Source organism: Salinicola sp. CR57, from assembly GCF_003206585.1.
Classification (GTDB): Bacteria; Pseudomonadota; Gammaproteobacteria; order Pseudomonadales; family Halomonadaceae; genus Salinicola; species Salinicola lusitanus.
The window spans coordinates 206,202-218,163 of sequence record NZ_PZJL01000004.1; the positions used below are offsets into that span (position 1 = coordinate 206,202).

11 protein-coding genes are annotated in these 11,962 nt (G+C 67.0%); 7 read left to right on the top strand and 4 right to left on the bottom strand.

Annotated features, from left to right (window positions below; all coding sequences use genetic code 11):
* Positions 1–5: 5 nt before the first annotated feature.
* The 4 genes from DOM56_RS05625 (at position 6) to DOM56_RS05640 (ending at position 4,053) form a co-directional block, all read left to right on the top strand.
* Positions 6–629, top strand: coding sequence for a TRAP transporter small permease (locus DOM56_RS05625; protein ID WP_110707895.1), 624 nt, complete (start codon positions 6–8; stop codon positions 627–629).
* Positions 629–1,909 carry a TRAP transporter large permease gene (locus tag DOM56_RS05630; protein WP_110597971.1) on the top strand — a complete coding sequence of 427 codons (1,281 nt, stop codon included), beginning with the start codon at positions 629–631 and terminating at the stop codon, positions 1,907–1,909. Before DOM56_RS05625 ends, DOM56_RS05630 begins: the two co-directional genes overlap by 1 nt.
* Positions 1,910–1,996: 87 nt before the next feature.
* Positions 1,997–2,680 (top strand): DUF2848 domain-containing protein, encoded by a 684-nt coding sequence (locus tag DOM56_RS05635; protein ID WP_110707896.1) that lies wholly within the window; start codon positions 1,997–1,999, stop codon positions 2,678–2,680.
* On the top strand, positions 2,677–4,053 hold the full coding sequence (locus DOM56_RS05640) for an amidase (RefSeq protein ID WP_110707897.1): 1,377 nt from the start codon (positions 2,677–2,679) through the stop codon (positions 4,051–4,053). Before DOM56_RS05635 ends, DOM56_RS05640 begins: the two co-directional genes overlap by 4 nt.
* A 74-nt stretch (positions 4,054–4,127) precedes the next feature.
* Here the strand turns inward: DOM56_RS05640 and DOM56_RS05645 are convergent, their stop codons facing one another.
* Both DOM56_RS05645 and DOM56_RS05650 read right to left on the bottom strand, forming a co-directional pair.
* On the bottom strand, positions 4,128–5,438 hold the full coding sequence (locus DOM56_RS05645; protein ID WP_110707898.1) for an MFS transporter: 1,311 nt from the start codon (positions 5,436–5,438) through the stop codon (positions 4,128–4,130).
* Between the two features lie 134 nt (positions 5,439–5,572).
* Positions 5,573–6,100: a TetR/AcrR family transcriptional regulator gene (locus tag DOM56_RS05650; RefSeq protein ID WP_110707899.1), complete on the bottom strand. Its 528-nt coding sequence runs from the start codon at positions 6,098–6,100 to the stop codon at positions 5,573–5,575.
* Positions 6,101–6,262: 162 nt separating this feature from the next.
* Here DOM56_RS05650 and DOM56_RS05655 point away from each other — a divergent pair, with 162 nt between their 5' ends.
* The 3 genes from DOM56_RS05655 (at position 6,263) to DOM56_RS05665 (ending at position 9,164) form a co-directional block, all read left to right on the top strand.
* On the top strand, positions 6,263–7,465 hold the full coding sequence (locus tag DOM56_RS05655) for an MFS transporter (protein ID WP_232822189.1): 1,203 nt from the start codon (positions 6,263–6,265) through the stop codon (positions 7,463–7,465).
* A 188-nt stretch (positions 7,466–7,653) separates the two neighbouring features.
* The gene (locus DOM56_RS05660; RefSeq protein ID WP_110597978.1) at positions 7,654–8,109 is read left to right on the top strand and encodes a nodulation efficiency, NfeD-like protein; all 456 of its coding nucleotides are present in this window, start codon (positions 7,654–7,656) and stop codon (positions 8,107–8,109) included.
* 5 nt (positions 8,110–8,114) lie between these two features.
* Positions 8,115–9,164, top strand: coding sequence for an SPFH domain-containing protein (locus tag DOM56_RS05665; RefSeq protein ID WP_110597979.1), 1,050 nt, complete (start codon positions 8,115–8,117; stop codon positions 9,162–9,164).
* Between the two features lie 9 nt (positions 9,165–9,173).
* On the opposite strand, the gene astB is transcribed toward DOM56_RS05665, so the two are convergent.
* On the bottom strand, positions 9,174–10,535 hold the full coding sequence (astB, locus tag DOM56_RS05670) for an N-succinylarginine dihydrolase (RefSeq protein WP_110707901.1): 1,362 nt from the start codon (positions 10,533–10,535) through the stop codon (positions 9,174–9,176).
* Positions 10,532–11,962, bottom strand: a 1,431-nt coding sequence (gene astD / locus DOM56_RS05675; protein ID WP_232822190.1) for a succinylglutamate-semialdehyde dehydrogenase, incomplete at its 5' end; no start/stop codon positions are given. The genes astD and astB, both read right to left, overlap by 4 nt.

The following is an 11,962-nucleotide window of genomic DNA, read 5'->3' on the forward strand; positions in this document are numbered from 1 at the left end:
CCAACATGCTCGCTCTCGTCTCTCTGTTCGACGCGCTCGTGCGCGCCGTCCGCCTTGTCTCGCGCTGGGCCGCTCGGCTCATCGGCCTGCTGCTGCTGGCCGTCGTCGCGATGGTCATCATGGAAGTGGTCAGCCGCAAACTGCTGGGCCGCTCCTTCGAAGGCGTCCAGGAGTATGCCGGTTATGTCCTCGCCGTTCTCTCGGCCTGGGGGCTCTCGCACACGCTGGTCGAACGTGCCCATATCCGCATCGATGTCGGCTACTCGAAGCTGCCGATCGCCGCCCGTGCGGCGCTCGACCTGCTCTCGATACTCGCCGTCAATCTGGTCGGCTGGATGATCGTCATCCACGCCTGGCCGGTGTTCTCGGGGTCACTCTCCAACCACACCACCGCCAATACGCCGCTGTCGACGCCGCTGTGGATACCGCAGCTGGTCTGGGTGTTGGGCTACACCTGGTTCGCCCTGGCGGCGGCGGTGCTGGCGATTCGCGCCCTGCTGGCGGCGGCCGGCGGCGATAGCGCCACGATTCGCACGCTGATCGGCATGGGCCACGAGGCCGACCCGTTCGAGACCAACGAGCTCGAAGCCCGCGCGCACGACAACGCCGCGACAGGAGGAAAACCCTGATGCTCGCCTATCTCTCCATCGGGATTCTGGCGCTGCTGCTGACCGGCATCCCGGTCGCCATCACGCTGTTCCTGCTCGCCTTTGGCGTCGATCAGTTCTTCTCGTTCTTCCCGCTGATGCGGGCGCTCGGCCAGAACCTGTGGTCGGCGGCGGACTCCTTTCTGCTGATCGCGATTCCGCTGTTCGTGCTGATGGGCGAGATCATCGTCCGCGCGGGGATCGCCGAGCGCGCCTATCGCGCCATGGATCACTGGCTCTCCTGGCTGCCCGGCGGCCTGCTGCATGCCAACGTGATGACCTCGATGCTGTTCTCCGCGACCTCGGGCTCCTCCGTGGCCACCGCGGCCACGATCTCCACCGTGGCGCTGCCACAGGGCGACAAGCTCGGCTATCACCCGCGGCTCTTCTGCGGCAGCATCGCCGCCGGCGGCACGCTGGGCATCCTGATCCCGCCATCGATCAACCTGATCGTCTACGGCTTCCTGACCGAGACCTCGATCCCCAAGCTGTTCGTGGCCGGACTGCTGCCGGGGCTGCTGCTGACCGGCCTGTTCATGCTGACGGCGATCCTGTTCTGCGCTTTCAAGCCGTCGCTGGGCGGGCCACGCCGTCGCTCGAGCTGGCCTGAGCGTTTGCGTCATCTGAAGTTCCTGCTGCCGCTGCTGATCCTGTTCGTCGCCATCGTCGGCTCGATCTACACAGGCTGGGCGACGCCTACAGAAGCCGCCGCCATCGGCGTGGTGGTCGCGCTGATTCTCGCCGCGTTCAATCGGCGGCTGGACTGGCGCATGCTGACCGAAGCGCTCGACAACACCGTGCGCACCACCTCGATGATTCTGTTCATCATGCTGGCGGCCTCGTTTCTCAACTTCGCGCTCGCCTCGGCGGGTCTCTCCGGCCAGCTGACGCAACTGCTGACGCAACTGGACCTGTCGCCGATGGCGCTGCTGCTCTGCGTGCTGGCGCTGCTGGTGGTTCTCGGTTTCTTCATCGAGACGCTGTCGATGATGGTGATCACGCTGCCGATCATCGCGCCCCTGCTGTTCGCTGCGGGCTTCGACAAGGTGTGGTTCGGAGTGGTGATGATCCTGTTCGTCGAGATGGCGCTGATTACCCCTCCGGTCGGTCTCAACCTCTACATCGTGCAGGCAGCCCGGCGCGGTAAGCCGTTCTCCGACGTGATCGTCGGCACGCTGCCATTCATTGCCGCCATGGTGGTGATGGCCGTGCTACTGATCCTGTTCCCCGGCATCGCCCTGTGGCTGCCGAACTCGCTCTGATCCGCCGCGTCATCGATGCATCGCGTCATCGATGACTCGCGGCACTCGACGCCGATGTCCGCTCCAACGACAACTCAGGAACCGCTCATGCTGACTTTCGATACCCCCGAGAACACGCTCACCGTCACGCCGGAACGGCTGGCGATCGCCGGCTGGGCAGGCCGCGATCAGGCGAACGTGCAACATCACATCGACGAGCTGGCCGCCATCGGCGTCAAGCCGCCGTCCAGCGTGCCGCTGTTCTATCGCGCCAGCGCGCAACTGCTGACCCAGGCGGAGAACGTCGAGATGCTCGGCGGCGACGGCTCCGGCGAAGCCGAGGTCTGCCTCGTCAGCGACGAAGATGGCCGGCTGTGGGTGACGCTCGCCTCCGATCACACCGATCGTAAACTCGAGGCGGTCGGTGTCGCCGAGTCCAAGCAGCTCTGCGCCAAGCCGGTCGCCCGACAGGCCTGGCCACTGGCGGCCATCCGCGAACATTGGGATGCACTGGAACTGGCCAGTGAGATCGAAGAGAACGGCCAGGTCGTCACCTATCAGCAGGGCACGCTGGCCGAGCTGCTGGACGTCGAGACGTTGCTGGCCAAGCTGCCGGCCGCACTCAAGCAGGGCGAATCGCTGGCCCCCAATACGCTGCTGCTGTGCGGCACGGTACCGGCCATCGGCGGTATCCGACCCAGCCCGCGCTTCTCGATGACGCTCACCGACCCCGTGCTGAATCGCCGCCTGAGCCATAGCTATACCGTCATCGAGCTCGAGGTCGCGCAATGAGCTCGCCACAGACGCCACAGGATGCCGCTCGCGCATTCTGGGCGCGGCCTGCCGGCCAACGCCGGCTGCACGACTGGCAGGCCGCCATCGACGGCGGCGACTTCACCCCCGCCCAGGCGCTGGAGGCACTGGTCGAGCGAGCCCGCTCACAGGCTGCGGTCACCGCCACGGCCTATCTCGAATTCGATGCCGACAAGCTGGCGGACCGATTGGCGCGGGTCGACCCCACCCAACCTCTGGCGGGTGTGCCGATCAGCATCAAGGATCTGTTCGACGTCCAGGGCGAGGTGACCCGTGCCGCCTCCCGAGTGCTGGGGGGCAACCCGCCCGCCAGTCGCGATGCGCCGGCGGTCCAGCGTCTGCGCCGTGCCGGGGCGCTGCTGACCGGGCGCACCAACATGAGCGAGTTCGCGTTCTCGGGGCTCGGCCTCAATCAACACTACGGCACGCCCCCCAATCCGCTCGATGGCGAACGCATCACCGGCGGTTCGACCTCGGGTGGCGCGGCCTCGGTCGCCTTCGGTCTCGCCGCCGCCACGCTGGGTAGCGATACCGGCGGTTCGCTCAGGATCCCTGCGGCGTTCTGCGGTCTGACCGGCTTCAAGCCGAGCCAGGCCAGCGTGCCCGGTGAAGGGGCCTATCCGCTCGCGCCGAGCCTCGACTGCGTGGGTCCGATCGCGCCCAGCGTCGCGTGCTGCGCCAGCCTCTGGTCGATTCTGGCCGACCGGCCGCTGCCGCCGCTGGACACGACGCCGCGACCGCTACGGCTGGCGATCGCCGAAAGCGGCCTGATGAGCGAGCTCGATGATGCGGTTCGCGACGGCTTCGAGGCGGCCGTTGCTGTCCTCGAAGCCAGTGGGTGTCACGTCGAGCGTCTACCGTTCGCGGCCGTCGACGCTGCGTTGGCCATCAACCAGCAGGGTGGCCTGGTGGTGCCGGAAGCGGCCGCGCTGCACCGCGAGCAGCTCGCCCGCGCCGAGGCCGACTACGACCCCTTGATCGCCGAACGCCTGAATGGCGGCCGGGACATCAGCGCCGCCGATTACCTGCAGCGCCTGTGGCCAAGAGCGGGCTGGCAGCAGCGCTTTGAACAGGAGATGGCCGGCTTCGATGCGGTGCTGCTGCCCACCGTCGCCACGCTGCCCCCGAGACGGGCCGACCTCGAAAACGACGCCGCCGCCTTCCAGCGCGCCAACCGGCTGGCGCTGCGCAATACCAGCGTCTTCAACTATCTCGACGCGGCCTCGATCTCGCTGCCCTACCTCGCCACCGGCGCCGAGCTCCCCATCGGCCTGATGCTATCGCGTCCCCAGGGCGACGATGAGGCCCTGCTGCAGCATGCCTGCGTGGTGGAAGCGATGCTGCAAGCCTGATTCCCCGGCAGTCGGTTGCTCCAGCGCGCGCTCGTCGGTGAAGGCCCCCGGGCCAAGCCGGAGTCCCTCATCGCTCAGCGCCGATCGGTGCCGGAGCCGAGCCGGGCGTTCAGTTTCCGGCCAATCTTGTCGATCAACCCCAGCGGCGGCATCGCCGGCATATAGAACGGCGGGATCGGCGGGCGCGGTGACGCCGGCGCGCCTTTCGATGCCTCTGGCGGGCGAGTGTCGGCACGCTTATGCCCGTCCGGGCGGTATCCTGCCAGCATCGTCGCCACCGCGATCAGCGCAAAGGCGATGAAGCAGAAGGCGTATCCCTGGCCGCCGATCAGATAGCCGGCCAGCGGTGAGCCGACGATCTGGCCCACGGCAATCATCAGAAACGGCAGCCCAAGACCGATGGCGGGCCGATCCGCGTAGAGCCGGATGCCCCATACGAGATAGACGCCGGTAAGCATGATGTAGGCGCCACCGAAGAGCGCGGCCGAGACGAGCAGCGCCGGCAGGCTGGAGGGCAGCACGGCGAGCAGGCAGAGCGAGAGCGCCAGCGCAGCGAGCGAGCCGCGATGGACGACATCGAGATCGAGACGCTTGACCAGATCACCCGCCAGCCCGCCAGCCAGGCCGGCGACGCCGATCAGAATCCAGACGATATTGGCCGTCGCCTGGTCGAAGTGCCCCAACGTGACCACGGCCTCGCTCGAGAAGGTCCAGTAGGCGGCACTGGCCATGCCCATGCCGACGGCAGCCAGGACGAGCACCACCACGTGGGAGCGCCAGATACCGGCGCCGCGACCATTTTCCGGTGAATCCGATCGACGATCGCTGGCATCCGCTCGCGGCACGCTGACGAACAACAGCACGGCGTTGAGCAACGCGGTCACTGCGAAGGCGGCGTAGGCGATGCGCCACTGCCCCGTGGCGATAAACGCCACCGGGCCGGAGATGGCGACGCCGAGGCTGGTGCCGGCATTGATGACGGTATTGGCCCGGCCCTGGCGGTCGGTTGCGATCGAACTCGAGACGGCCTGGGCCATGGGTGGCGATGCCAGCCCGGTGCTGGCTCCCGCCAGCAGGATGGCCCCGGCCAGCCACAGCGCGTTGGTGCTGACGGAGATGAGCGCCATTCCCGTCGCGGCGACCAGGGCCGCGGCAACGGCCATGGCTCGAGCGCCGAGCCGCTCCACCAGTAGCGCGCTGAGCACGATGGCGAGACAGTAGCCCACGTAGGCACCGCTGCCGATGGCCCCCGCCATCGTCGAATCCAACCCGACATCCTCGCGCATGCTGGGCAGGAACAGGCCGTAGGCAAAGCGTGCCAGGCCGTAGCTCACACCAATCAGTAGCGTCCCTGCGACGATGAGTCGACGTTCCTGGTGGGTCATGATGCCATTCTCCTTGGCTACCGAATCTGGCTCGAGCGATGAGCCCAGACGACAACCTCGATGTAAAATGATCGTTTTCCCTACGCTCGTGATACATCCGCCGACATCGAGCCGGAGAGAGCAATTTCCTGCGGTCAGACTATAGCGGCCTCGACCAACCGCCGCGCCGCTCGCAGAGCCACGTCCACGGTCGCGCTACCCCGATAGGTCGCGGCGTGGGTCACACCTTCGACCAGCAGCAGAATCGATTCGGCCAGTTCGTCGTCGCGACGCCCGGTCTCCGCTTCGACGATCTCTTCGATGCGCTGCCGCAGCCGCGCCTTGTGACGCGTCATGGCCTCGACGATTTCCGGCACGTCGCCGCCGGTCTCGGCCCAACTGCGCAGAAACAGACAGCCCCGCGCGCCCTCGTCGGCGAACCACGCGCCCAGCGCCCCGAACAGGTCCTCCACGCTGACAGCGCTCGCCAGCGAGCGCATGAAGCGACGATCGCGCTCGTCGAGGACGATCGCCAGCAGGCGGTTCTTGCTGCCGACATGCTTGTAGAGCGTGCGGCTGGAGATGCCGGCGCCGTGGGTCAGCCGGTCCATCCCCGTGGCGGTGAAGCCATGGCGATCGAAGAGCTGCTCGGCGGTGTCGATCAGTCGTGTGCGAATATCCATGACCTCAATGTAAAACGATCACTTTACTTATGCAAGGCTCGATTCACTGGATTGCGGCCATCTCCGCTGGGCCGCCTGCGCCGGGCACTTCGCGCAAGGTCGGATCCGCCCCTTGGAAGGAAAATGCTAAGATGCCGCCCCATTTACCGAAGGCCGCCAACCGTGTCCCGACCCGTTCCCCCTGCTGCTCGATCGCTCCCCGCCTGGCTATGGCTCGTGGCCTTCGGCCTGGCGGCGATCAACTTGCGCGCACCGATCGTGGTGATCGGGCCGGTGCTCGAACCGATCATGGGGACACTGGCCATCGGTGCCGGCACGGCGAGCCTGTTCACCACCGGAATGATTCTCTGCTTCGGCCTGCTGTCGCCGCTGGCGCCGGGGTTCGCCGATCGTGTCGGGCTCGATCGCGCCATCGCCTGCGCGATCACGCTGATCGCTGTCGGCGGCGTGATGCGCGGCGTCGAGAGCCTGACAGTCATGCTGCTCGGCACGCTGTGCGCGGGGATGGGTATCGCCTTCGGCAATGTGTTCATGCCGAGCCTGGTCAAGCGCGATCGCGGTGACCGCCTGGGCCGTACCATGGGCCTCTACACGGTGATGATGGGCGTTGGCGCCACGATCAGCGCCGGTAGCGCCATTCCGCTGATGAACGCTTCGGGAAGCTGGTCCACCCCGATCTGGCTGTGGGCCGCCTTCGGGATCGGGTCCGCCATCGTGTGGTGGCGCATGGCGCTCTCGCTGGGGCCCGAGCCACCGGCCGCCGCCCGTCGGCCGCCAATGTCGCGCCTGTTCCGCAGTCCGGTGGCGTGGACCCTGACCCTGTTCATGGGCGCCCAGTCACTGAGCTTCTATACGCTGCAGACCTGGGTGCCGGCGGTGGCGATCCAGGCCGGCGTACCCGAGGCGACCGCCGGGATCATGCTGTCGCTGATCAACCTCACCAGCATTCCGGGCAGCTACATCGTTGCCCGCCTGGCCTCGCGGCTGACCCATCACAGCCTGCTGGTGCTCGGGCTCTGTTCGCTGGTGGCGTTGGCGCTGTTCGGCCTGCTGCTGGCACCGGCGGCCTCGCCACTATTGTGGGCGGTGCTGCTGGGCGCCGGCCAGGGCGGCTGTTTCGCCTTCGCGCTGACCATGATCGTGCTGCGTACCCGTCAGCCCCAGCATGCCGCGATGCTCTCGGGGATGTCCCAGAGCATCGGCTACCTGATGGGCGCCAGCGGCCCTCTGCTATTCGGTGCACTGCACGGCCTGAGCGGCGACTGGCAGCTGTCGTTGATCTTCCTGATCGTACTGCTCACCGGGCAGAGCGTCGCCGGCATACTGATCGGCCGGCCCAGAATGGTCAAGCTGGGAGACGACTGACCTCCCCGGTTGGACAGGCTGTCGGCAAACGCTCACCGCCCTTGTCGGCAATCTCTGATACGCTGACCGGTCGAATGCGGGCAGACTTCGGGATCGTTCTGCCGCGATCGGTGACGGGAACCAGCCCGACGGGCTTCGATCGCCTATCGCAACCTCCTCTCTTCCATCACCGCGCGTCGGGAATCGATATGGATTGGAATGTGGCTTATGTCTGGCTGGCCGTCGCCCTGCTGCTGGGGCTGGCGGAGCTGGCCTCCGGTGCCCTGGTGCTGCTGGCGCTGGCGATCGCTGCCGCCACCGCGGCGCTGCTGGCCTGGCTGGGTGCCTCGATGACCTGGCAACTGCTCGGACTGGGGTTTGCGGCCGGCGTGCTGCTGCCGCTGGTCGTCAAGGTGATCCGGCCGAGGTTCTCGCCGCCGGGCGTCGACTACGGCACCACCGGTACCGGCGTCGAGAAGGGCAACGAGTACCGCACCCTCAAGCGCGATTTCGACGGCGCGACCGGCCTCAAGATCAATGGCGACTTCTATCGATTGAGAGTCGCCGATACCGACACCACCGAACTGCCGCTCGGCAGTCCGGTCATCTTTCAGCGGTTCGACGGCACCGAAGCCATCGTCACGCTGAAGCGTCCTACGGAGTAACGCTCATGGATCTTCTCGCCAGCCCGGGCCTGATCATCAGTCTGATCATCGTCGCCATCGGCGTGCTGCTCATCGTCAAGGGACTGGTGATCGTTCGCCAGTCGGAGGTAATGGTGGTGGAGCGACTGGGCTCCTTCAACCGATTGCTCGAGAGCGGGATCAACATCATCATCCCGTTCATCGAACAGCCCCGCGCCATCAGCATGATCCGCTACCGCAAGCAGGGCGAAGAGTACTACCCCATCGCCACCGACGAGATCCGCATCGACCGCCGCGAGACGGTGATGGACTTTCCGGGCCAGCCGGTGGTGACTACCGACAACGTCACCGTCACCATCAACGGCGCGCTCTACTACCAGATCATCGACCCCAAGCGGGCGGTCTATGAAGTCGCCAACATGAGTCAGGCCGTCGAGGTGCTGGCCAAGACCACGCTGCGTTCGGTGGTGGGCAAGATGGAGCTCGACAAGCTGTTCGAATCCCGCGCCGAGGTCAACAACGCGATTCAATCCGCCATGGAAGAGCCCGCGTCCAAATGGGGCGTCAAGATCTCTCGCGTCGAGGTGCAGGACATCGCCATGCCGGAAGAGGTCGAGAGCGCCATGCGCCTGCAGATGGCCGCCGAGCGTAAACGACGCGCCACGGTGACCGAAGCCGAGGGCGAGAAATCCGCTGCCATCGCCATGGCCCAGGGTCAGCGCGAATCGTCGATTCTCAATGCCGAAGGCGACAAGCAGTCCGCCATCCTGCGCGCCCAGGGCGAGCAGGAGTCGATCAAGCTGGTGCTCAATGCGATCGGCGAGACGGAAGAGAACAAGCGCACCGTGGTGGGTTACCTGCTCGGCCAGAGCTACATCAAGGCCCTGCCGACCATGGCCAAGGATGGCGAGCGCGTGTTCGTGCCTTACGAGTCTTCCGCCCTGCTGGGCAGCATGGGGATGTTCCGGGAGATGGCTGGCTCACCGGAAGATGTGGTGAGCCAGCATGTCAGAAACCGCCAGAGTGGCGCCGACCTGCGCAGCGGCATGGTCGGTGGCGCCGCGGGGCAAGGCTGAGCGGCAGGCTCATGTCGCCAGTTGAAACGGATAGACGTTGCCGATACCCAGCAGCCGGGTCAGCTCGTCGAGTGCCGTGAGCGTCTCGTCGGCCAACTGCGGGTCGGCAAGGTCGTCCGGGGTCAGGTTGTCGCGATAGTGACGCTCGACCCAGGCGACCAGATCCGCATACAGCGCGTCGTTCAACAGCACCCGCCCGTTCAGTGCCTGGCGCTCCGCCGCGGAGAGCACCACCCGCAGACGCAGACACGCCGGCCCGCCGCCGTTGCGCATGCTCTGCTTGACGTCCTTGACCGTGACCTCGCCGATCGGGTTGTAGCCCGCCAGCAGCAGATCCTGGATCGTGCGCCACACCGCCTCGTTCTCCTGGCACTCCCCGGGCACCACCAGGGTCATGCTGCCATCCGGATTCGACAGTAGCTGCGAATTGAACAGGTAGGTCAAGACCGCATCCTCGAGACTGATCGCCTCGCTCGGTACCCGCACCGGGATCAGCGGCGAGGCCATCTTGGCGCGCAGCGCGTCCAGTGTCCTCTCCTCATCGAGAAATGCCATCTCGTGGTAGAGCAGCACCGGCCCGTTGCCCACCGCGATCACGTCGTTGTGGAAGACGCCGGCATCGATGGCATCGGGATGCTGCTGGGCGAAGACCGCCTGGGCATCGCTCAGCCCGTGCTGACGCGCGATCGCCTGGCTCGCCTCGAGGGTTTGGCGGGCGGGGTAACGCTGCGGCTCACGCCCGCCGCCGAAGGCCTGACGGCCATAGACGAACAGATGCACACCGGCCTCGCCGTACTCGCCACACAAACGGGTGTGATTGGCCGCGCCCTCGTCGGAGAAGGCGGGCGTCGCCGGCAACTGGGCGTGATGCACGAAATGACGCTCGTCACGGAAGATGGCGGCCAGCACGCGGCCCGTGGTCTCCGGCTCGAGATAGCGATGAAAGCTCGACTGCAGATTGGCCGGGGTGAAGTGCACCCGGCCATCCGGCGCATCGGGGCTCGGCGTGATCGTCGCCGCATTGGCGGTCCACATCGACGAGGCCGAGCAGACCGCCCGCAGGAGCTGCGGCGCTTCTCGCCCGGCCCGCGCCAGCACCTCGGCGTTGCTGCCGACAAAGCCGAGCGAGCGCAGCGCGCCTAGATCCGGGCGCTGCTGGGGCGGCAGTACGCCCTGGGCGTAACCGGCATCCATCAGCGACTTCATCTTGGCCAGCCCCTGCAGCGCCGCCTCGCGGGGGCTGGAGGCGAGCCCGCCATGGCGCATCGAGGCCACGTTGCCATGAGCCAGCCCGGCGTAGTTGTGGGTCGGTCCGACCAGGCCGTCGAAGTTGACCTCGAGCACGTCGTCCTTCACGCCGTCGCCGCTCATAACGTGACCCCGGGCGGCAGCTCCGCGGGCATGGCCAGCGTATCCGCTTCCATCGAGGCGACCGGATAGGCGCAGTAATCCGCCGCGTAGTAGGCGCTGGGGCGATGATTGCCGCTGTCGCCGATGCCGCCGAAGGGCGCATCGCTGGAGGCCCCGGTGGTCTGGCGGTTCCAGTTGACGATGCCGGCACGAATTCGCAGCAGAAAGTCGTCCCAGTCGGTCTGATCGCCGCCGATCAGACCGGCGGAGAGCCCGTAACGGGTGTCGTTGGCCAGTTCGATCGCCTCGTCCCAGCCCGTGTAGCGATGGATCTTGAGCAGCGGACCGAAATGCTCCTCGTCGGGCACGTCGCAGCCGGTGACATCCACCAGGCCCGGTGACAGTAGGCTGGTTCCCGCCTGCAGCGACTGCATCCGCACCAGTACCCGCCCGCCTCGGGCTTCGAGATCACGCTGCGCTTCGAGCAACCCCTCCGCTGCCTGGGGGCTGACCAGCCCGGCGTAGAACGGCGCCGGTTCGCTGAAAGGTTCCGCCACGCGCAGTTCGGCCATGGTTTTTGCCAGCTTTTCGACCAGTCTATCGCCGGCCTCGCCTGCCGGCACGATTAGGCGGCGGGCACAGGTGCAGCGCTGGCCACCGGAGAGAAATGCCGACTGCACGACGGTCAGCACCGCCGCATCGAGATCGCGCACGTCCTTGACCACCAGCGGGTTGTTGCCGCCCAGCTCCAGGGCCAGGATCTTGCCGACCTGGCCGCCGAACTGGCGGTGCAGCAGGCCGCCGACCTTGGCGCTGCCGGTGAACAGCAGGCCGTCGATAGCGGCGCTGCCCGCCAGCGCCTGTCCGACTTCCGCCGCCCCCTGGACCAGATCGATCACGCCGGGGGGCAGCCCCGCCCGCTCCCAGCACTGCAGGGTCAGGTCGGCGGTCATCGGCGTCTGCTCGCTGGGCTTGAACACCACGCAGTTGCCCGCCAGCAACGCCGGCACGATATGCCCATTGGGCAGGTGGCCCGGAAAGTTGTAGGGTCCGAAGACCGCCAGCACCCCGTGAGGGCGATGGCGCAGCACGGCCCGCGTGCCACTGGCATCACGGGCGCGTTCGCCGGTGCGCTCGTGGTAGGCGGTGAGCGAAATCGCGATCTTGCCGATCATTGCGCCCACCTCGGTGCGCGCCTCCCAGATCGGCTTGCCGGTCTCGCAGGCGATGCTCCGGGCCAGCGGTTCACGATTGGCCTCCAGCTCGTCCCGGAAACGCTCGACGATGGCCTGGCGTTCGGCGAATGGCCGATGCCCCCAGCCGGGGAACGCACGCCGCGCCGCCGCGATCGCTTCATCGACCTGCTCGGGAGACGCCGCCGCGGCCTGCCACAGCAAGTCGCCCGACACGGGGTCACGCTTGTCGAAACGCGTGGCGGCGCCGTCGAT

What these genes read in the sequence shown, in the direction of transcription:
- DOM56_RS05660 (WP_110597978.1), top strand. Translation starts at nt 7,654, where the DNA reads ATGGATTGGAATGTGGCTTATGTCTGGCTGGCCGTCGCCCTGCTGCTG.
- DOM56_RS05640 (WP_110707897.1), top strand. Translation starts at nt 2,677, where the DNA reads ATGAGCTCGCCACAGACGCCACAGGATGCCGCTCGCGCATTCTGGGCG.
- DOM56_RS05650 (WP_110707899.1), bottom strand. Translation starts at nt 6,100, where the DNA reads ATGGATATTCGCACACGACTGATCGACACCGCCGAGCAGCTCTTCGAT.
- DOM56_RS05625 (WP_110707895.1), top strand. Translation starts at nt 6, where the DNA reads ATGCTCGCTCTCGTCTCTCTGTTCGACGCGCTCGTGCGCGCCGTCCGC.
- astB (WP_110707901.1), bottom strand. Translation starts at nt 10,535, where the DNA reads ATGAGCGGCGACGGCGTGAAGGACGACGTGCTCGAGGTCAACTTCGAC.
- DOM56_RS05635 (WP_110707896.1), top strand. Translation starts at nt 1,997, where the DNA reads ATGCTGACTTTCGATACCCCCGAGAACACGCTCACCGTCACGCCGGAA.
- DOM56_RS05645 (WP_110707898.1), bottom strand. Translation starts at nt 5,438, where the DNA reads ATGACCCACCAGGAACGTCGACTCATCGTCGCAGGGACGCTACTGATT.
- DOM56_RS05665 (WP_110597979.1), top strand. Translation starts at nt 8,115, where the DNA reads ATGGATCTTCTCGCCAGCCCGGGCCTGATCATCAGTCTGATCATCGTC.
- DOM56_RS05630 (WP_110597971.1), top strand. Translation starts at nt 629, where the DNA reads ATGCTCGCCTATCTCTCCATCGGGATTCTGGCGCTGCTGCTGACCGGC.